Source organism: Pradoshia sp. D12 (genome assembly GCF_008935075.1).
In the GTDB taxonomy this organism is placed as follows: Bacteria; Bacillota; Bacilli; order Bacillales; family Pradoshiaceae; genus Pradoshia.
Genome location: NZ_CP044545.1, coordinates 687365 through 708602, shown reverse-complemented (window position 1 = coordinate 708602; position 21238 = coordinate 687365). Strand labels below are relative to the sequence as shown.

The 21238-nt window shown below is 37.4% G+C and carries 13 protein-coding genes; 8 read left to right on the top strand and 5 right to left on the bottom strand.

The window, feature by feature from the left end; translation table 11 throughout:
* The first annotated feature begins 8 nt into the window (after positions 1–8).
* From F7984_RS03460 to ald, 4 genes are all read left to right on the top strand, one after another.
* Positions 9–629, top strand: coding sequence for a DUF47 domain-containing protein (locus tag F7984_RS03460; RefSeq protein WP_066102736.1), 621 nt, complete (start codon positions 9–11; stop codon positions 627–629).
* 20 nt (positions 630–649) lie between these two features.
* A complete protein-coding gene (locus tag F7984_RS03455; protein WP_066102739.1) occupies positions 650–1648 on the top strand; it encodes an inorganic phosphate transporter in 999 nt (332 codons plus the stop codon).
* Positions 1649–1797: 149 nt separating this feature from the next.
* Positions 1798–3033, top strand: a complete 1236-nt coding sequence (locus F7984_RS03450) for a PucR family transcriptional regulator (protein ID WP_140462315.1) — start codon at positions 1798–1800, stop codon at positions 3031–3033.
* A gap of 149 nt (positions 3034–3182) precedes the next feature.
* Positions 3183–4322 carry an alanine dehydrogenase gene (gene ald, locus F7984_RS03445; RefSeq protein ID WP_066102745.1) on the top strand — a complete coding sequence of 380 codons (1140 nt, stop codon included), beginning with the start codon at positions 3183–3185 and terminating at the stop codon, positions 4320–4322.
* Positions 4323–4379: 57 nt separating this feature from the next.
* Here the strand turns inward: ald and arcA are convergent, their stop codons facing one another.
* On the bottom strand, positions 4380–5612 hold the full coding sequence (gene arcA / locus F7984_RS03440) for an arginine deiminase (protein ID WP_066102748.1): 1233 nt from the start codon (positions 5610–5612) through the stop codon (positions 4380–4382).
* A 417-nt stretch (positions 5613–6029) separates the two neighbouring features.
* Here arcA and F7984_RS03435 point away from each other — a divergent pair, with 417 nt between their 5' ends.
* Positions 6030–7409: a peptide MFS transporter gene (locus F7984_RS03435; protein WP_077247996.1), complete on the top strand. Its 1380-nt coding sequence runs from the start codon at positions 6030–6032 to the stop codon at positions 7407–7409.
* A gap of 190 nt (positions 7410–7599) precedes the next feature.
* Here the strand turns inward: F7984_RS03435 and F7984_RS03430 are convergent, their stop codons facing one another.
* Positions 7600–12378 (bottom strand): S8 family peptidase, encoded by a 4779-nt coding sequence (locus tag F7984_RS03430; protein WP_140462314.1) that lies wholly within the window; start codon positions 12376–12378, stop codon positions 7600–7602.
* Positions 12379–12951: 573 nt separating this feature from the next.
* Here F7984_RS03430 and efeO point away from each other — a divergent pair.
* Genes efeO through F7984_RS03415 form a run of 3 tightly spaced genes read left to right on the top strand, consistent with a single transcriptional unit; the run spans position 12952 to position 16798 of the window.
* Positions 12952–13836, top strand: a complete 885-nt coding sequence (efeO, locus tag F7984_RS03425; RefSeq protein WP_175354246.1) for an iron uptake system protein EfeO — start codon at positions 12952–12954, stop codon at positions 13834–13836.
* 27 nt (positions 13837–13863) lie between these two features.
* Positions 13864–15096 (top strand): iron uptake transporter deferrochelatase/peroxidase subunit, encoded by a 1233-nt coding sequence (gene efeB, locus F7984_RS03420; protein WP_066102869.1) that lies wholly within the window; start codon positions 13864–13866, stop codon positions 15094–15096.
* On the top strand, positions 15071–16798 hold the full coding sequence (locus F7984_RS03415; RefSeq protein WP_140462313.1) for an FTR1 family iron permease: 1728 nt from the start codon (positions 15071–15073) through the stop codon (positions 16796–16798). Before efeB ends, F7984_RS03415 begins: the two co-directional genes overlap by 26 nt.
* Before the next feature lie 82 nt (positions 16799–16880).
* On the opposite strand, the gene yhbH is transcribed toward F7984_RS03415, so the two are convergent.
* The 3 genes from yhbH to F7984_RS03400 form a co-directional block, all read right to left on the bottom strand.
* The gene (gene yhbH / locus F7984_RS03410; RefSeq protein ID WP_066102758.1) at positions 16881–18044 is read right to left on the bottom strand and encodes a sporulation protein YhbH; all 1164 of its coding nucleotides are present in this window, start codon (positions 18042–18044) and stop codon (positions 16881–16883) included.
* Between the two features lie 521 nt (positions 18045–18565).
* Positions 18566–18760: a hypothetical protein gene (locus F7984_RS03405; RefSeq protein WP_066102759.1), complete on the bottom strand. Its 195-nt coding sequence runs from the start codon at positions 18758–18760 to the stop codon at positions 18566–18568.
* A 310-nt stretch (positions 18761–19070) separates the two neighbouring features.
* Positions 19071–20966 carry a PrkA family serine protein kinase gene (locus tag F7984_RS03400; RefSeq protein WP_066102762.1) on the bottom strand — a complete coding sequence of 632 codons (1896 nt, stop codon included), beginning with the start codon at positions 20964–20966 and terminating at the stop codon, positions 19071–19073.
* Between the last annotated feature and the right edge of the window lie 272 nt (positions 20967–21238).

Genomic DNA, 21238 nt, shown 5'->3' with positions numbered 1-21238 from the left:
AGGTCACTATGGTATTCAAATCAAAGAAAGATAAATTTGCGGTTATGCTTTTAAATATTTCGTCGAATTTAAAAGAAAGCTCTGATTACTTCGCAGATTATAAATTAAAAAATATCAGCGATTTAAAAATCTTCTCCGACACAATGAAGCAATATGAAACAACTGGAGATGATTATGTACATGAAGTGATCAAAGAGCTTAATAATGCTTTTATCACACCGATTGAGCGTGAAGATATATTGATGCTTGCCATGACAATGGATGATGTTCTCGATGGTCTTGAGCATTGTTCTGCGCTCTTTGAAATGTACTCTATTGTCAATGCAAATGAATATATGTTGAAATTTGTCGATGAAATTCGCAATGCCGCTCATGAAATTGACCGCGCTGTAGAATTACTAATGACTAAAAAATTAAATGACATTCGTCCTATTGCAATTAAAATAAAAGAACATGAATCTGATTGTGATACTCTGCATCGTCAATCTGTTAAACATCTTTTCCTTGTGGAAAAAGATCCAATCCGTATTATTCAATATAAAGAAATCTACGAGAACCTAGAAGAAATTGCGGATTATTGTCAGTCTGTGGCGAATACATTAGAAACAATCGTTATGAAAAACGCTTGATGAAAGGTTCTTAAACAATTATGGATACATTACTTTTAATTACAGTATTGATTGTAATATTGGCCCTATCCTTTGATTTCATCAATGGGTTTCATGACACAGCCAATGCAATCGCAACAGCTGTGTCAACAAAAGCATTAAAACCTAGGCATGCCATTTTAATGGCAGCCATTATGAACTTTGTTGGAGCCATGACTTTTACTGGTGTGGCAAAAACAATCACGAAGGATATTGTTGACCCATTTACACTGGAAAATGGTTCAATTGTTATTATGGCAGCTTTAATCTCAGCGATTGCCTGGAATTTAATCACTTGGTATTACGGTATTCCGAGTAGTTCATCACATGCCATTATCGGTTCTATTGCCGGGGCTGCAATTGCAGCAGCTGGATTTGGTGCGATACACTTCGACGGATTCCTAAAAATTATCTATGCTTTATTATTCTCGCCAGTTATTGCCTTTGTTGCTGGTTATATTGTTTACAGTATCTTTAAAGTAATTTTTAAAAATAATAATTTAACAAAGACCAATAAGAATTTCCGTTTCATTCAAATTGGTACTGCTGCTTTGCAGGCATACTCTCACGGAACAAATGATGCCCAAAAGGCAATGGGGATTATCACCCTTGCTTTAATCGCAAATGGCTTTACGTCATCTACTGACATTCCATTATGGGTACAGATATCCTGTGCTGCCGCAATGGGGCTTGGAACGTCTATAGGCGGTTGGAGAATTATTAAAACAGTCGGCGGAAACATTATGAAGATTCGTCCTGTTAACGGTGTAGCAGCTGACATAACCTCTGCAGCTATTATCTTTGGAGCTACCTTTATTCATCTTCCTGTAAGTACCACTCATGTTATTTCATCATCTATTATGGGTGTAGGTGCTTCCCACCGTGTAAAAGGTGTTAAATGGAGTACAGCCAAGAAAATGGTCATAACCTGGGTTATTACGATGCCTATTTCGGCAGCATTAGCTGGTTTGATTTATCTTAGTTTAAATTTCTTTTTTTAAATAGAAATTTATTAATATAGAAAGAGATTGGAGAGTATTACGTTCGTAATCCCCTCCAATCTCTTTTTTGTTTTGTATTGAATCATCATATCATATGGATATTTCTTGTATAATGGAAGCAACAACCATTTTCGGTAAGGAGTCTTTCAATGGAGAATCAGTACTATTCCAAGGATTTTTTTAAAGGATTATATGGTAGCCTGCATGAATTTGCTGATCGAATCAGTTCTTTAATCAACTATCCAATCACCATCGAGGATGCCAATCATCGATTGCTGGCATATAGTGCTCATACCAATGTTACCGATCAAGCCCGTATTCTAACCATTATGGGCAGACGTGTACCTGAAAAAGTAATTAATGCTCTGTGGAAAAAAGGAATAATTCCCTTCCTACTTCAAAATGATAAGCCTATTATTGTTGACCCCCTTGATGATGTGGGACTTGGTAAAAGAATTGCTGTTTCAATACGTAAAAATGATGAGATTCTGGGGTTTATTTGGGCTCTTGAATCGGATACTGCCATCACGGATGAAAAACTATCCATACTGGCATTTGCAGCAAAGGAAGCAAAAAATCAGCTCTTACTTCTTCAGTCGCGCTTAAAAAGTCAGGAAGACAACTATCAGGAATTCTTTTGGAAACTTTTAACCGGACATTATCCTACTGAAAAGGAAATACTCGCAGATTCGGTTAAATTCCCATTTACATTATCGAAACATTATACGATTCTTGTATTTGAGTTCACATCCTCTATTGATATTGACTTGGATAAACAAATCGTCTATTTAATCAGTACAACACAAAAAGTATCTATTATCTTTCATACGATAGATCAAAATAAACTTATTCTTTTACTGAATACCAGTAAGAATCAATCTAAGGATTTGATATCATTCTTTATTCGATCCTTTAAGGCTGATATGAAGGAACGTTTTAACGTTACCATTTGTTCGGAAGGCTGCGGAAATGTATATTCTGACTATATTGATACCAGTAAGAGCTATTTAGAAGCTCTTGAGGTTATTAGTTTAAAAAAAAGATATACAGCTGAATTAACTAATGTTCAATGGTACGATGAACTTGGTCTTTATCAATACCTCCATATAATCAGTGAAAAACGAAGCAGCCAACCAAAACAACTCCCTACCGGTCTGAATATCCTAAAAAAATATGATGAACAACATCAAACACAGCTATATGAAACGTTAGAAATCTATTTAACAAATAATTCTAATCCTGCTTTTACTGCCAACACTCTGCATATACACCCTAATACTCTTTCTTACCGTTTAAAAAGAATAACAGAAATCAGCCAATATGATTTAAAGGATCATAAAATAACCTCTCATCTCTTAATCGAAATGAAATTAGCTAAATATTAATCATATATATAAGTTCATAACCAAAAATTTTTTGAACGTTTTGTGAATTATCACAAAACGTTATTTTTAAATTTTCTGTTTTTAACATACTATTCAGATAAAATACGGATTATAATAATTGTACATTAGATAAGACTGGAGGATAAAACATGCTGATAGGAATCCCAAAAGAAATTAAAAACAACGAAAATCGTGTTGCCATAACTCCAGCAGGCGTTTTGACTTTGGTATCTGCCGGACATAAAGTCATGATTGAATCCTCAGCTGGAATGGGCAGTGGCTTTACAGATTCAGATTATGAGTCTGCAGGAGCTATAATATACCCAACAGCAGCAGAGGTTTGGACAAAAGCAGACATGATTATGAAAGTTAAAGAACCACTACCTGAGGAATACACTTATTTTCGTCCTGGTTTGATTTTATTCACTTACCTTCACTTAGCTGCTTGTCCAGAATTAACAAAAGCATTAGTTGATTCTGAGGTTTTTTCCATCGCTTATGAAACAGTTTCATCTGGAAAATCATTGCCTTTATTAACTCCAATGAGTGAGGTAGCCGGCAGGATGGCTGTTCAGCTCGGTGCGCAATATTTAGAAAAGCCAGAGGGCGGCAAAGGAATCTTATTAGGCGGTGTTCCAGGGGTTAAAAGAGGAAAAGTAACCATTATTGGCGGTGGTGTAGTTGGTACGAATGCTGCCAAAATTGCCATCGGCTTAGGAGCAGAAGTTACCATTATCGATTTAAGCCCTGATCGTTTAAGGGAGCTTGATGATATTTTCGGCAACCAAGTGACTACCATTATCTCTAATCCATTTAATATTGCTGATGCTGTTGCTGAATCTGATTTGGTAATTGGTGCTGTTCTTATACCAGGTGCTAAGGCGCCAAAGCTTGTGACAGATTCAATGGTACAAGCTATGACTCCTGGTTCAGTGATTATAGACGTGGCAATCGATCAAGGCGGCATTTTTGAAACAGTCGACCATATTACCACACATGATTGTCCAACATATACAAAACATGGCGTGATTCATTATGCCGTAGCCAATATACCAGGTGCAGTACCAAGAACCTCTACGATAGCTTTAACAAATGTAACTATTCCATATGCCCTTGAGATTGCAAATAAAGGAGCAATCCAAGCTATTACGGATAATGCTGGCTTAGCTAAGGGGGTTAACACGCTTAACGGTTATGTTACCTATGAAGCGGTAGCCACAGATCTTGGATACACTTATAAGGCGATTAAAGATGCTATGAATCTGACAGCCGAAGAAAGCCTCAACTAAGAAACTGGATAATAAAAAACAGATGTAACGGTTTTAACCGTTACATCTGTTTTTTTGTTAGGTTCGTAAAAGGGGCATACTCATACAACGAGGACCTCCCCTGCCACGTGACAGCTCTGAACTTGGGATTTCGATAACTTCCACTCCAAAATCTTGAAGTAGCTTATTTGTTACTTGATTGCGATCATACGTAATTACAACTCCCGGCGCTATTGCCAGTGTATTGGATCCATCATTCCATTGTTCTCTCGGTGAAACGATATCATCTCCCCCACCACATGGAATTAAGGCCAGTTCCGATAAGTTCAATACTTCCTTCAAGGTATCTACTAAATTATATCTTCTTGATATTTGGATACCAGACTCATTTACCAGCTCCAAAATGAAGATATTCATCTGCCCATTTGTCCCTTCAATTTCCGGATGAATAGTGAACTTATCATAATCAACCATAGTAAACACTGTATCTAAATGCATAAATGCACGCTTTTTTGGAATCTCAACAGCCAGTACTTTTTTATAGGTCATAGAACTACTAAGCAGATTAAAGGCCATCCTTTCAATTGCCCGTGCTGATGTGCGCTCACTTACACCAATGGCCACAACCTCATCACTTAATACTAGAATGTCCCCTCCTTCAATTGCAAAAGGCTCGGAACGATCGGACCAGTGTTTATAATCCTGTTTTTGATAATCAGGATGATGTTTCATAATAAATTCCCAAAATAGAGATTCCCTTTTCCTGGCCGCTGTAGACATTTTATGAATGGTCATTCCATCCCCTATGATTGCTGCAGGGTCTCTTGTAAAGTACAGATTTGGAAGGGGATCAATATAAAAAGGATAATAGGTTGATAGAAAATCATCCAGATGAACTTTTTTACGATCATCCAGTTCTTTTTTTAATACACCCTCCATTAATTTTCTGACTAACTCTGTATCTGTTAAGGATTCAAGGTATTCTTTAACCATTTCATAGCTTCCAACAAGATGATGTTTACTTTCGCGTAAAAAAGTATCTATTAACTGCAACTTGATTTCTGGAGAAGTAAATGACTCTTTAACCAAACTTTCCAAATAGATGACCTCAACATTTCGTTTTTCCAGCTCAGTTGCAAATTGATCATGCTCCAATTGCATCCTGGGAAGGAAGGGAATATCATCAAATAGCAATCTCTCCATATTTGAAGGAATTACATGCTCAATTTCTTTACCCGGCCTATGTAATAGTACTTTTTTAAGTTGGCCTATTTCAGATGAAATATGTAATTTGTTTTCTGTTTTAAACACTCCACCAATCCCCTTTGAAATACCATATTATATTTTATCTAGATATTTCCCCTTTTATAGGAAAACGTAATCCTATTACACCAAATTATTTATATCACACATCCATTTCCCTAATAATACTTTATTTGTAAATTTATTTCCAATAGTTTTATTTTCCTGAATCCGATTAAACACTTTTTTAATATAGTTATTTATGTTAATATAGATTTACAAACCAATGTATTTATATACAAAAAAGTTATTCTCATATTCATATCTTCAGCTTACTATGTGTAAAAACATTATTTAAAAATTAATAATTATTGAATATTTATGAATCTTTTTACTTCGCTAAAGCGTTAAAAAAACTATTGTTATTTAGTTAAAATTTTTTTAAAATAATGTTTATGCGAAATGAAATAAGGAGAGGAAATAAAGATGTCAGTTAACACTCAAGCTCAGGAGCTTGGCAAGAAAAAGCATCCTCCTGGATTATATCTTTTATTCCTAACAGAAATGTGGGAAAGATTTAGTTATTACGGCATGCGTGCCATTTTAATCCTCTATTTAACTACTGAATTAGTCAGTGGCGGATTAGGGATTGATAATAAAACAGCTCTCAGTATCTATGGATTCTACACTGGTGCTGTTTACTTCACGCCGCTTGTCGGTGGATGGTTAGCAGACCGCTATTTAGGTCACCGTCTGTCCATCACGATTGGTGGGGTCTTGATGGCTTTAGGTAATATCGCGTTGTTCGCCCATCAAAGCCAAACATTCTTATACATTGGCTTAGCTCTATTAATCGCTGGTAATGGTTTCTTCAAACCAAATATTTCCACATTGCTTGGCCAATTATATGAAGGCAATGAATCTCGCCGTGACGCAGGTTATACAATTTTCTATATGGGTATAAATGTTGGTGCTTTCTTTGCTCCATTAGTCATCGGTTTTGTTTCGGAAGACTTATTTACTAAGACAATTGACGGTGTTATGACCTATGGCTACAAATATGGTTTCTTAATTTCAGCAATTGGTATGATCATTGGTCAATTACTATTTAACTTATTGGCTAACAAATATTTAGGTGATGCTGGTAAACGCCCAGCAGTTTCTGCAACAAAAGAATCTAAAGAAAAATCCAATGCTCCATTAACACGCAGTGAGAAACAACGTACATGGGTAATCATTATCATTACTTGCTTTGTTGTTTTCTTCTGGGCTGGTTTTGAACAAGCTGGAAGTTCGTTAACTCTATATACAAAAGACTTTGTAGATCGTGAAGTATTCGGTTGGACAGTGCCAGTATCCTGGTTCCAATCACTTAACCCATTATTCATCGTACTCTTGGCACCAATTGTATCTGCATTATGGGTTAAACTTGCAAGTTCCAAACGTGGTGACATCCCAGTTCCAACTAAAATGGCAATGGGTATGATTACGCTAGGTTTAGGTTATATCGTATTGTTATTTGCAATTTTCAAAACAGGTAATGATGCTGCAAGCATTCAACAAAAAGCAAGTATCATGTTCATCGTGGTAACATACTTCCTTCATACAATGGGTGAATTGTTCTTATCTCCAGTAGGACTTTCCCTTGTAAGTAGAATTGCTCCAGTTAAATTAGCGTCCTTGCTAATGGGTGTATGGTTAGCTTCTTCTGGTGTCGCTAACATTATTGCTGGACAATTAGCTGCTGTAACACAATCACTTGGATATTTTGAAGTATTCGCCCTTATCGGCGGTGTAGCAATTTTCTTCGGTCTAATTCTTTTAGCACTATCCAAGAAACTTGTTGCAATGATGGAAATAAAATAATTAACTTATAAAAAAGACTGACGCAAGGCACGATTTTCATCTGCCATAACGTCAGTCTTTTTTATTATATCAAACCTATACTCTCCATCTCTTTTTTAAAGAAACTTCTCTTTACATGAAATTCAGCCTTTTGTTTCAAACAAAAATGTTAAAACTGACCTAAGATCAATCGCTTCCTTCAATATACTCTTTATGAACGTTTATTATGAAAAGTTTTTTTGTTTGTGCTTATTTTGAATTGTCCACCCTGTTTTACTTTTAGCACGATGCCTTCATCGGTCACAATGTGAGGAACCACTTCAATTCCTTTTCGTCCTTCACGTAAAATGACTATTTTCTCAAGAGGAGCGGAAAGCTCTTCTTTAGGCAGACTAATGAATACATAGTTCGAGAAGTGAATGCTCTTACCATTTGTAGAAGCTCCAAAGATCAGTCGGTTTTTTTTCAATGAAAGACTCATTGTTAAAGTATTTGCATATTTTTCTTTAAACTCACTTGTATCAACCTGAATCTTTACACCGGTATTTGTGACTAATGTTACCTTTCCCACATCCGATGCCTTGATTGTATTCAACTGCTCTTCTGTAAAAGTAAACGAGAAACCATTTTTCTTCTTAGTCATAGTGGCTGTTAAATCTTCACTTGACCAGTTCCCGTTTGGTTTAGTGGTTGGAGGATATTTTTTCTTTGTAACCTTAAATAATCCCTCCTTCTCACTTGATGTTATTGGTCCCATGGGGCTTGCTGCCATCGCTAATTCAGCTCGATATCTGCCTGTATTCAATGATAATGGTAAGTCTTCAACAGATTGATAGAAATCCAGATTGGATTGTTCCACTACTATTTCACCTTTTTTATTATATATACGCAGTAATGGTTTTACACTTTCCGAACTGGCTTCAGTTACACCACTATGAGTTATCTGGTATTTCCCACTGTCTGTTGTCCCCACTTTTTCGACGATTTGCCCATTCGCCAAACGTTCATAAACAATCTCCTGATTTTCCGCGATGCTATAATCAGACGTCTTATTCACAATTACCGAACTAATGGTATTTCCATATTCATCTTGAATGGATGTATCGGCAGATAAAGGTTCACCTTGCTTCAGTTTGTTATCCTTTAAAGCAATGGAAGCCTTGAATTGGCCGCCTACCTTCCAGTTTACCTTTTCATCAGCGCTGAATGTTTGTGTACCTTTATATAAGAAGTAATTCCAGATATAATCAGTTGATTCTGGATCTCCATAACCAAGCTGTACCTGCAAGTCCATTTCCATATCAGCTGGCACATAGAATTTATGGCCAACTCGCAATGTTTTTGTAAATGCCGAGCTATATTGATTGTATGGATACAATATAGCTCCACGAACATCTTTGAAGTCTTCAGTATTTGCATCGATTTTAATTTCCGCTAATTCTTCCGTATTGAAGATAACTTGATTTTCATCGTCAGCTTTGATTTCTACATCGTTTTCTAAGAAATAATAGTTTGATTTTTCACCATCCGCATTTGGCAGGGTAACATAGCTGCCTTCGATGACAAATGAACCTGGCTCTAAGTAAACCGCTTCTTTTTTGTAACTTTGCAAGTTGTTTGCTGTGGGATATACGGTTACGCCATCTACTTCAACAGGCTTTTTAATCATCCAAAGCTTCGAAGAAACATTATCCAGTTTTTCACTGCCATCCATTGCAGAGATGGAGACTTTTTGCATATTGTCAGGGATGGTTATCGGAACAGAAAGTTCCTCAAGATCAGTAAATTGACGGAACAAATACGCAAACTCACCAGTCGATGTTGTGTACCGGATGATTGCAACGTTTCCATTTTCCTCTTGACTCAATTCAAGATTTGAAGGAACGGATAATACCTTCGTTGTAGAATCTGAATTCCGTCCAAATGCCTGTACCCACTGATATTCGCCATGTTCGTCTTTTTCCACTCGATTGATTGTCACGTATGTTGCTTTATTTTGATCTTGATCATCTTTTAATGTTACATTGACACCTGAATCTTGCATGTCGATGGTCATTGCCTTATTCAAACCATTCGGTGCAAGCGGGCTTGAATCCAATGTTAATGAAAGCTCATACTCACCGTTTGTCACTTTTGAACTATTCGGTACCCAGAAGGAATAAAAATAATAACTACGATTAGCTGGGTTTGTAGGGTTTTTCGTATAACTATTTAACATGATTTCGCCATCCGAAACCCTCTTTACTTGATAAACTGGATAAAGGTCACCAAAGTTTATAGCAGCTACGGTATTTTCCTCATCCATAATGACCGTTTCGCCAGTTTCAACATTCTTCTTGTACAATGCGTTTGTTGGGTCTACCGAACCACGGTACATCCCGACTAACATATTTCCGTATTCATCAGAGAATACTTGCTTAGTATAAATCGCACCATCTAACTTATAAGCCGTATATGGACTTGTACGCTCAATATATGTCAATCCGCGTTGTGCATAATACCGTTTTAATGACTCTTGATCCGGTAGGAATTCACTGATTTCAAGCGATCCACCAGCTTTAATGGATGTTTTTCCGCCTTTTTCAACCACAGCGGTTTGGTCATCATTCGTTAAAACATAAATCCAATTTTCACCGCCATCAGGATCTTTGACCTCTGCATCGACAATATAATCATATTCACCAGCTGTTACGAAAAATTTTTGGCCTGTTAATACTTCAGATGTACCAAAAATTTCAGACACATCTTCGTTATCCAAGTAAAGTACTGCATTTACAAGCTTTCCGTCTGAATTATCGATAGCGATTTCACCGGTTTCACGACTATCAAAGACCAATGACGATGTTTTACTCGTAATCGAAGCATCAGAGTTTGTTAAAAAGTACGTGTCTCCATCTTGTTTATAATAAGAGTAAAGACTGTATGCACCTTTATCCAAATACACAACAGGGGACTTTGTTGCATTTTCTTCATTGATTGCTGTATCGGCAGTAATATCCAATCCTTCTTCATCTTTCATCTTAATGAAGTATTGTGCCTCTTCAACGTTTTCACCATTTACACCAAGTGTTCTCAATGATACCGCTTGCGTTTTATCACTGGACAATTCCACTGTGCCGCTGCTGTTTACTTCACGTGAATACATGAACCATGCATTACCCTCTTCGGAATCAAATTTTCCTTGAACGACAACTGTAAGTTTTTTTAAATCTGTACCGACATGACTAGGTACACGAACAACTCCCTCAGAGTCTGTTGCACCGGACCAAAGTGATGAATAAGAATACTCGCCATCCTTCGCTTTCACTTTTTCGTACAACTGAACGGCCGCGCCTTTCGCGACAGTATCATTCGGTGTTTTCACACTGAACATATAACCGGATTGCGCTTCGTTAAGAACCTTTACAGAACGCTCAGCTTGAGTAATCTTATTTCCATTCTCATCATATGTAACAGCTATGATTTTATGTTCACCATCGGCAACCTGCGTTGTATCCCATTCTACAGAAACAGTAGTTGAGCCTGTATCGGAGACAGTGCCGATCAAGTTAGTTTCATCCGTTGTATCGATATAAAACCTTGTACTTACAACGTCTGTTACATTATTTAATTCTGCTTGAATAGCTGTTTTACCAATAACAATTGCATTCGCTTTTGGCAAGGTAAAGGATAAGGGAGAGATCGTTACATCATCAGATAAAGCAGCTAGTGCATCGACTTTTCCATAGCCTGTTTTTTCATCAAATCCTTCCACATTCATATCAACGGCTGTCGTTGTTAAAGCTTCTTCTACTGCCGTTGCAGTGGCTTCTGGATTTTCCAATTTATATAGTGCCGCTACTGCTGCTACATGCGGCGCTGCATAAGAAGTACCGGTACCTGTTTTGTAATAACCATTTTCATCGCCTAAATCCCCTGAAATCGATGTACTCAAAACACTTACACCAGGAGCCACAAGATCCAATGTACTACCATAGTTAGAACCCGCATACACTTGGTCTTTGGCGGCAATGGCACCAACTGAAATAACGTTCGGTAATGCTGCAGGATACGAAACATCTGCATTTCCGCCTCCGTTACCTGAAGCAGCTACAACAACAATTCCCGCTTCATGGGCTTGCTGTATAGCTTTATCGACCGATTCGCTATATTCTCCGCTAAAACTTAAGTTGATGACGTCTACCTTTTTCTCTATTGCATACTGGATTCCTCTCGCAATATTATAAGCATCACCAACACCCGATTTACTCATGACTTTAACCGGTAAAATTTTAACGTTGTTGTTGCCTGCTGCCCCAGCAATCCCCTTCTCATTATTGGAATTTGCTGCAACAATGCCGGAAACAAAGGTTCCATGGCCATTATCGTCCCCTGCGAATGTTTCTTCATATCCATCAACGAAAGTGGCAGCTTCTTCCGACACACGGCCTTCCAAGTCTTCATGAGAGCTTTGGACACCTGTATCCAAGACAGCCACTACTACGTCATCTCTATCTGTGTTCTCTACTGCTTCCCAAGCTTTTGGAGCATTGATTGCTTCTAAGTTCCACTGACTGTCAAAGTATGTATCATTAACTGTACCCTCAATTGAATAAATTGTGTTTTTTTCAACAAATTCCACATTATCCATTTCTTCTAGCTTTTCGATCGAAGTTTCAACATTTTCTTCCGACACTTTATAAAGAGCCATTTCATCCGTAGTCTCTACCACTTCTCCACCCAATTGTTCAACTTTCTCCACGGATTTGGCAGAACTTTTTTCATCTTTATATTTCACGATTATTTGTTCTTCACTAGCTTTCCCACCATAAGATACATTCGTTGCTGTATTCCCCTCTGATTCTATCAATTGGCCATTGTTGGCAGTGCCGATAGCAGGCACCTCAACTTGGGTCTTTTGCACTGTTTTAGCTGAAACTGTCCCAAGCGGCATAGCAAATGTGAACGCCACTGTAGCTGCTGTTAATCCTTTGAATAACTTTTTCCCCATCTTTAAACTCCTCTTTTCGTGTAAATAGATCTTAAGTCACAAAATTTTAAGTATTTTCAGAAAATTTTTCTTGAAACTAGATATCTTCCTCCTTTTACTTCTTCGATCTTACTCCCTAAAATTCCTAATCAACCTGATGACATGTACATCACTCAATACATAAATAACCATATATCAGTCATTTGCGGTTTAAATATTAGCAATACTGAGAATCATTGTCAATGATAATGATTCTCAGTTCGATAATTTTCTAATATATTTTTTAATGACGTTTGTCGAAAATATTTTTATGACATGTATAAAGTCCTATTTTTAAACTTTGAATTGACAATTGATAATGATTATCAATATCATATAGTTTGTATACTAGCAGATAATGACAATCATCCTTATTCTCCTACTTATCTATCACATTTAATTTTTGAATAGATAAAAAAGTATTATTAATAACTCGGTCTAATCAATCTAATATGTATATCAATTATTCATTACTTCAAAAATTGGCTGGGTAGGACACTAAGAAGGATTTTATTATCTCTACAATAACAATTTCTAGAGAGAAGGTTACAAATTATGAAATTTAAGTCTATAAAATTCAATATGATGTCAGCAGCTGTTTTATCAGCCTCCCTACTATTAGCTGGATGCGGTACAGAAGAAGAAACAGCTTCCACTGCAACACCGGCAGACCAAACAACATCGACTAAAACAACTGTTGCCGACTTGAAAACCGAAACGGATACTTATAAAACATTCGCTTTGGAACAAATGGATTCTTTTCTAGTCGAAACTGAAAAATTTGTTACTACGTTCCTGGATGGAGATATCGAAACCGCGAAAGCATTATATCCTGAAGCGCGCATGTTTTTTGAACGCTCTGAGCCAATCGCGGAAAGCTTCGGTGACTTAGATCCACGCATTGATGGCCGTCTGGCTGATATCCAGGAAGAAGGCAAAGGCGAAGAAGAATGGACTGGCTACCATAAACTTGAGTATGCATTATGGATTGAAAACACAACTAAGGGTTATGAAGAAGTCGCGAATCAATTATTAGCTGATACAAAGGAATTGCATGCATTAGTACAAACAGTCGAAGTAGAACCGGATTTAATGATTACTGGTGCTGTTGATTTATTGAACGAAGTATCCACTTCAAAAATTACAGGTGAAGAAGAAATTTACTCACATACAGACCTTTATGACTTTAAAGCAAATATTGAAGGGGCAGAAAAAATCTTCGAGATTTTACATGATAAAATCGAAGCAAAAGATGAAGCCTTGGTCACTACACTAGAAGAGAAATTCGCTAAGCTCGATGAATTATTATCAAAATATGAAACAGCTGATGGCGGCTATGTATCATACAATGAATTGACGAAAAAAGATACAAATGCATTAGCCACAGCCGTCAATCAACTAGGTGAACCATTGAGCCAAATGGGGATCATTTTAGAATAAGGGTGAGTATCGTTGTCTACTAACAAAATGACAAGACGCGAGATGTTGAAATTAACTAGCATCGGAGCAACAGGAATGGTTATCGGTGCAAGCGGATTGGGTTCCACGATGAATGCTTTAGGCTATGAGTTGCAACCTTCCTTGGATGATAACCAGTCTGTAAAAAACAAAATTGCATTTTATGGACGCCATCAATCCGGTATCACAAGCCCTTTACAAGGCCATATATACTTTGCCGCATTGGACGTTTTAGTAGAATCAAAAGAGGAATTGCGCCAATTATTTAAATTGTGGACATCTCTTACTGTTCGGTTAATGAATGGTGAACAAATCGTCGAACCTTCCACTAACGGTCACATCCCTCCCACTGATACTGGTGAAGCCATGGGAATCGATGCTTCTAACTTAACTATAACGTTTGGGGTTGGTCCTTCTCTATTCGATAATAAAAATCTTAACATTCAGCATTTAAGGCCGAAAGAATTGATGGATTTGCCGCATTTCCCAAAAGATCAATTAGATGAAGCATACAATGGCGGAGATATTTGCATACAAGCATGTGCCAATGATCCTCAAATAGCATTTCACGCCGTACGGAATTTGGTTCGTGCGGCAAACGGGAAGGTCAGAAGCAAATGGTCTCAATCTGGTTTTAATGCCATTCCACGCGATGGAAGTACACCGCGCAACTTATTTGCATTTAAAGATGGTACGGTTAATCCTGCCAAAAACAGTGAATATAATGATTCTGTATGGATTCAATCCGGTGAATCGAAAAGTTGGCTGGTAAATGGAACATATTTGGTTTATCGTCGCATTCAAATGCATTTGGAAACATGGGATCGGACCAGCTTACATCAGCAGGAGGCAACATTTGGCCGCTATCGTGAAAGCGGAGCGGCATTCGGTAAGAAAGATGAATTTGACGATTTTAATGAATTAGAGAAAGATGCAAATGGCAACTACATTGTTCCGGAAACATCCCATGTCCATCTTGCACGATTAGCAAAGCAAAAGATTCTCCGCCGTTCTTTTTCTTATTCTTCAGGCATTATGTCAAACACCGGGGCTTATGATGCTGGCTTACTGTTTATCTCGTTCCAAAAACATCCGCAACAATTTATCGACATTCAAAATAGTTTAGGCCGTAACGATAAATTAAATGAATATATTACACATCGAGGCAGCGCCATTTTTGCCTGCTTCCCTGGTGTTGAAAAAGGGAGTTATTTAGGTGAAGCGCTTTTTACAAATTTGTAGTTTTCTAGTTTGTATGCTTGTAGCCTTGCCAGCTTCAGCTGCTACATCCTACAGCTCTTTTTACATATCAATTAGTGATGCATTAATTAATGCAAAGCAAGGAAATGACGAACAAACCCAAAAAGCTATAGATAAGTTTGCAGAAAATTGGGCATCGGTGACTTCCGAACAGAAGGAAGCAAAAAGAGCTGTTGATGATGCACTAAACGCGGTACTTGAATCTTCAACACAAGAAGAACGGGTTAAGACAATCATGCAGCTATCAACAACTCTTTCTCAATTAGAAAAACTTGAAAATCCAGTTGATGAGGAAGCAGAACGGAAAGAGTTTGAAACGAAGTATACACCTTTTATGAGGCAATTTGAAGAAGCATTAGCCACGGACGACTATGAAAAGATTCTACCAGCATACAATGTTCTTAATGGAAAATGGAATCAATACGAACAGCCTGTACGTGATCAAAGTGTAGGTATGTATGGACAAATTGAAACACAGTTAGCTTTTATCCGCATCACATTGGCAAGCGAAGACCCAGACTTACCCCTTGTAGCAAGTCAATATGCAGCGTTTAAAGCGTCCATTGAACAATTTTTGGCAGGTGAAGATATTGCTGTTGAAGAAGGAAGTTACTCACTCCAAACGTTAATTAATCATATTGATGATGCCTTGCAGGCAATTGATATGGAAAAGTTTGACGAGGCCAGTGATGCTTTGACGGAATTCATTATTGTTTGGCCGAACATTGAAATGGAGGTTTCTACCCGCAACAGTTCCTTATATACAAACTTGGAAAGTGATTTACCAATTCTGGTCAGTGAATTAACGAAGGATACTATAGATACAGATTCGATCACTAACCAATTATCTAATTTCAAAACAGAAATCCAATTATTGCAGGAAGATAGCGATTATACTTTTTGGGATTCTGCATTGATCTTATTACGTGAAGGTTTGGAAGCACTTCTTATTATTATGGTACTCGTATCATTCCTGAAGAAATCGAATCAGGAGCACATGGCTCGATGGATTTATATGGGTGCTCTTTTAGGGGTCCTTGTATCTGCAGTAGCCGCTGTGGCATTATCGTTCATCTTTAATTCATTGACCGTTAATACGAGCCGCGAAATCTTGGAGGGCTATGTCGGACTAATTGCCGCTGCCATGATGATTGGGGTCGGGGGATGGCTTCATAACAAATCTAATGTTGCATCCTGGAACTCTTATTTATCGAAGCAAATGGGACAGGCCATCTCAAAACAATCTGTGTTTGCCATGGCTACTGTATCGTTTTTATCTGTTTTCCGTGAAGGAGCGGAAACTATTATTTTTTACGTGGGTATTGCCCCCAACATGCCGATGTTTGATTTTACCCTCGGTATTATCATTGCATTAGCCATTCTGGCTCTTGTTGCCTTTATATTATTCAAAATGAGTGTACGAATCCAAGTGCATAAATTTTTCTTTGTAGCCACCATTTTCATCTATGTATTGGCATTTAAAATCATCGGTTCAAGCATTCATACATTACAGCTCACCAATATATTGCCGACGACCGTCATTCACCAATTACCCGTGTTCAATCAAATTGGTTTTTATCCAACAGTTGAAACCATGGCCGGTCAACTCATTTTGATCCTTATTTATGTGACAATAGCAATTTATAATAAAACAAAAAATAGTAATACCAAGAAGTCCAGTTAAATCAGAAGACGCTAGAGGATAAATACCCTAGCGTCTTTATACTAAGCAATTTAATTATTTACTCCTTAAAGAGAAACATACTTTAATGAATCATACTTTCTGGTTTAAAGAATGACTGCAAAGCATGAAAGACATCTGCCTTTTGCTTCAATATATAGTGTTGAAACTTTTCATCTTTAATATTTTTATATGCGGACATTAATGTGGAATTACGATTGTATTGATTAACTTCACCATACCCAAACATATTAGATACTTCCATCAATTCTTCCACAAGTTTTATGCAACGAGGATTATCTGAAGTTAAGTTATCACCATCCGAAAAATGAAAAGGATAAATATTATAGCGTTCCATCGGATACTTTTGTTCAATTATTTCTAATGCTTTCCGATAGGCTGATGAACAAATCGTCCCACCGCTTTCACCTTTAGAAAAGAAATCCTCTTCGTCTACCACCTTTGCTTCTGTATGATGAGCAATAAATTCGATGTCAACTGTTTCATATTTCGTTCTCAAGAAACGTGTCATCCAAAAGAAAAAGCTACGTGCCATATATTTTTCCCAAAGCCCCATACTTCCAGAAGTATCCATCATAGCCAAAACGACTGCTTTAGATTCTGGCTTCACAACTGAATTCCATGTTTTAAACTTAAGATCATCTTGATAAATAGGTGTAAATCCAGGATTGCCACCCAGTGCATTTCTTTTAAATGCACTAATCATCGTTCGCTTCTTATCCACATTTCCCATTAAACCTGTTTTACGAATATCATTGAATTCGTAATGCTCAATGGTATGATCTCCCTGTTCCTTTTCTTTTAAGTTCGGTAATTCCAATTTTGCAAATAAGGCTTCCTCTATTTCCAATAAAGAAACTTCAGACTCAACATAATCCTCTCCTGCCTGATCTCCAGCTTCTCCTCCTTTTCCTGGCGCCTTTTGTCCACTTCCATCTCTTGCTACTACATCTCCAACCTGGGAATCTCCATCTCCCTGACCAACATGCTTGTTTTTATCATAATTATAACGAATCTTATATTCATCAAGAGAGCGTATCGGGATTTTTACAACATTCTTTCCATTGGACATAATAATGCTTTCCTCTGTTATTAGATCAGGTAGATTATTACGTATCGCTTCCTGTACTTTCTCCTGATGTCTTTGCTGATCATCAAAACCTTTTCGATGGAGGGCCCAATCTTCCTTTGAAATGGCGAACTGATGGCTATTGTTCTTATCCGACATCGTTTTTCCCCCTCCTATAACACATTTATCATAATACTCTAGATGTTAAATAGTCTTTTTTAGAATTTAATGTTTGATTACTCTATCCTATGCGTAAACTACAATTTATTGCCAAAATATTCTTAAAATAAGACAAAGTTTTGCTTATCCCCTTGTCATTTGGAATTATAGAATCTATAACCATCCTTATTACTGAGAATAGTTTAGTAAGTATTAACAAATGTAATATAGATTATGAGATTAAGGTTCAGATAAAGCCATTGAGAGTTATTAAAAGGGAAATTACTATCCTGAATATTATGGAGAAGTGCTAAATATGGAAGCTGAACGCAAAGAGTAATTTATCTTAAAAATTGACCAAGTATCCAGATTCCCTTCACCTCTATGTACCGAACCAACGATTTGGTGTTAGGCTATATATCTAATCAAAAGAAAAAAACGCTTAGTAATCTCCCCTACTGTCAAACAGAATATACAATGGGAGATGCCATTTACCAAGCGTTTTGTAAAACTACTACTATTTATTTATTTTCTGCCTCTTCTTCCTCATGTTGAACAGGATCAGGCTGCTTATTATATTCTTTGGATAATTCTTTATTTGTCCTTAGGTGCTCCATCTGTTTTCCAAGGTTTTTCATTTCTTCAAGATCCGGTGCCATCGAGCCATTTTCAGCAAGACTTTCAGCGATTGTATCTGCCTTTTCGTCTTTTTTCATCACTATCACCTCATAAGACCTATTCCCATCCTATCAACCTAATAAACATTTTTTCCCATTCTAAAGCCATAGAGAATACTTAGACTGAGCCTTCGTTCAGCCGTTTTAACTTTGTATCCGGCCAATCCTAGCCTTTATGCAGCCGATTCACGTCATAATCCAGCCAAACTAGTCTTTTATCCAGCCGATACCCTCGATATTTCAGCTAACCTAAGATAGGTGCCCTCATTAATCTTCAGAAAGCAACCTAAAAAGAACTATCCACAAGTCGAATACCTCGACATGTAAGATAGCTCTCCTTCGTCAATACTTATCTGTTCAACAAGCTGCCTACATAACGCAGAAGCTCATTTGCCGAGGTAGAATTATATCCATGTTCATCTATTAATCTGGCAACTACCTCGTTTACTTTCTTCAATTGACTTTCATCTGGAGTTTTAGAGGAGGTTGTAATTTTAACGACATCCTTCAAGTCAGCGAACAGTTTCTTCTGTATTGCTTCCCGTAAACGGTCATGAGAATTATAATCGAACCGCTTTCCTTTACGGGCATATGCAGAAATTCGAATTAAAATTTCTTCCCTAAACGCTTTCTTAGCATTCTCAGAAATTCCAATTTGCTCTTCAATAGATCGCATTAATTTTTCATCAGGATTGATTTCCTCACCTGTTAGGACATCACGAAGTTTTGACTTATTGCAGAATGCCTCCACATTATCCAAATAATTATTCATCAAGGTTTTGGCTGATTCCTCATAGGAATAAACGAATGCCTTCTGTACTTCCTTCTTCGCGATATCATCATATTCTTTTCGTGCAAGTGAGATATAATTCATATACCGTTCTTTCAACTCGGCTGTAATTGAAGCATGCTGATCCAATCCTTCTTTTAGGGAACGCAATACATCCAGTGCATTAATGGAAGGTGTTTCTTTTCTAATAATAGTTGAAGATATTCGGTTAATGACATAACGCGGATCGATGCCGCCCATCCCTTCATCCGAATGTTCCTTCTTCAATTCTTCTACATCTGCAGAATTAAAGCCTTCCACGTTTTCTCCATCATATAGCCTCATTTTCTTAACAAGATCAATATCGCCTTTTTTTGGATCTTTTAATCTGCTAAGAGTAGTAAACATGGCTGCAACCCTTAAAGTATGCGGAGCAATATGAACATTCGATACATCACTGTCATGAATCATTTTTTCATAGATTTTTTCTTCCTCGGATACTTTCAGGTTATAAGGGACTGGCATTACGATAATCCTAGAATGCAGGGCTTCATTCTTTTTATTGGAAATAAAGGAGCGATATTCCGTTTCATTCGTGTGCGCTATAATTAATTCATCGGCACTAATCAACGCAAATCGGCCAGCTTTAAAATTACCCTCCTGAGTCAAAGAAAGCAGGTGCCACAGGAATTTTTCATCACACTTCAGCATCTCCTGGAATTCCATCATCCCGCGGTTCGCTTTGTTTAATTCACCATCAAATCGATAGGCGCGCGGATCGGACTCAGACCCATACGTAGCAATCGTAGAAAAGTCGATGCTTCCAGTTAAATCTGCAATGTCCTGTGATTTCGGATCAGATGGACTAAATGTCCCTACTCCAATCCGCTTATCTTCTGAGAGGAATATCCTTTCTACCAGCATATCTTCAATACGGCCACCATATTCCTGTTCCAACCTCATCAAATTTAGAGGTGAAAGATTACCTTCAATCCTGATTCCATACTCCTCAAAGAAATCATTACGTAAATGTGCCGGTATTAAATGCAATGGATCTTCATGCATCGGGCAACCCTTTATCGCATAAATCGCTCCCCGATCCGTCCGTGAATATCGTTCTAATCCGCGTTTCAAAAGCGTTACTAAGGTCGATTTACCACCACTCACAGGCCCCATTAGTAGCAAAATACGTTTTCGCACATCTAATCGTTTAGCAGCTGGATGAAAATATTCCTCTACAAGGCGCTCAAGTGACTCCTCGAGGCCAAATAATTCATCTTTAAAAAAGCTGTATTTTTTCTTCCCATCAACAATTTCTACACCTGCATCCTTAATCATGTTGTAAACCCTGGAATGAGCTGATTGAGCTACTAAGGGTGTTTTCTTTAATAATTGCAAATAATCACCGAATGTCCCTTCCCACTTCAGCTTTTCCTCTTCTTCTCTAAATTGTTCTATTTTTTTAATGATATCCATTCAGTATTAATCCTCCCCTAGCTGTGATTCAGCTGCTACTAATACTGTATGCACGTATATAGTCAAACATGTGTAAGCCCCTTAAGAATCCATAATGAATTACCAATTTATAATTTTCTAAAATATTCTTAGTGGAGAAAAAATTAACTTATATGGTATACTTTTTCCAAAGCATTCATACAAGGAGGATCATCCAATGAAACTTGCCATTATTATTGCCGTATCCCTAGCATTCCTCGCAGCCATCTTCACCGGCGGCTACAATGATAAAA

Coding starts and splice junctions, on each gene's coding strand:
- F7984_RS03460 (WP_066102736.1), top strand. CDS start 9: ATGGTATTCAAATCAAAGAAAGATAAATTTGCGGTTATGCTTTTAAAT.
- F7984_RS03455 (WP_066102739.1), top strand. CDS start 650: ATGGATACATTACTTTTAATTACAGTATTGATTGTAATATTGGCCCTA.
- F7984_RS03450 (WP_140462315.1), top strand. CDS start 1,798: ATGGAGAATCAGTACTATTCCAAGGATTTTTTTAAAGGATTATATGGT.
- ald (WP_066102745.1), top strand. CDS start 3,183: ATGCTGATAGGAATCCCAAAAGAAATTAAAAACAACGAAAATCGTGTT.
- F7984_RS03435 (WP_077247996.1), top strand. CDS start 6,030: ATGTCAGTTAACACTCAAGCTCAGGAGCTTGGCAAGAAAAAGCATCCT.
- F7984_RS03430 (WP_140462314.1), bottom strand. CDS start 12,378: ATGGGGAAAAAGTTATTCAAAGGATTAACAGCAGCTACAGTGGCGTTC.
- efeO (WP_175354246.1), top strand. CDS start 12,952: ATGAAATTTAAGTCTATAAAATTCAATATGATGTCAGCAGCTGTTTTA.
- efeB (WP_066102869.1), top strand. CDS start 13,864: ATGACAAGACGCGAGATGTTGAAATTAACTAGCATCGGAGCAACAGGA.
- yhbH (WP_066102758.1), bottom strand. CDS start 18,044: ATGTCGGATAAGAACAATAGCCATCAGTTCGCCATTTCAAAGGAAGAT.
- F7984_RS03405 (WP_066102759.1), bottom strand. CDS start 18,760: ATGAAAAAAGACGAAAAGGCAGATACAATCGCTGAAAGTCTTGCTGAA.
- F7984_RS03400 (WP_066102762.1), bottom strand. CDS start 20,966: ATGGATATCATTAAAAAAATAGAACAATTTAGAGAAGAAGAGGAAAAG.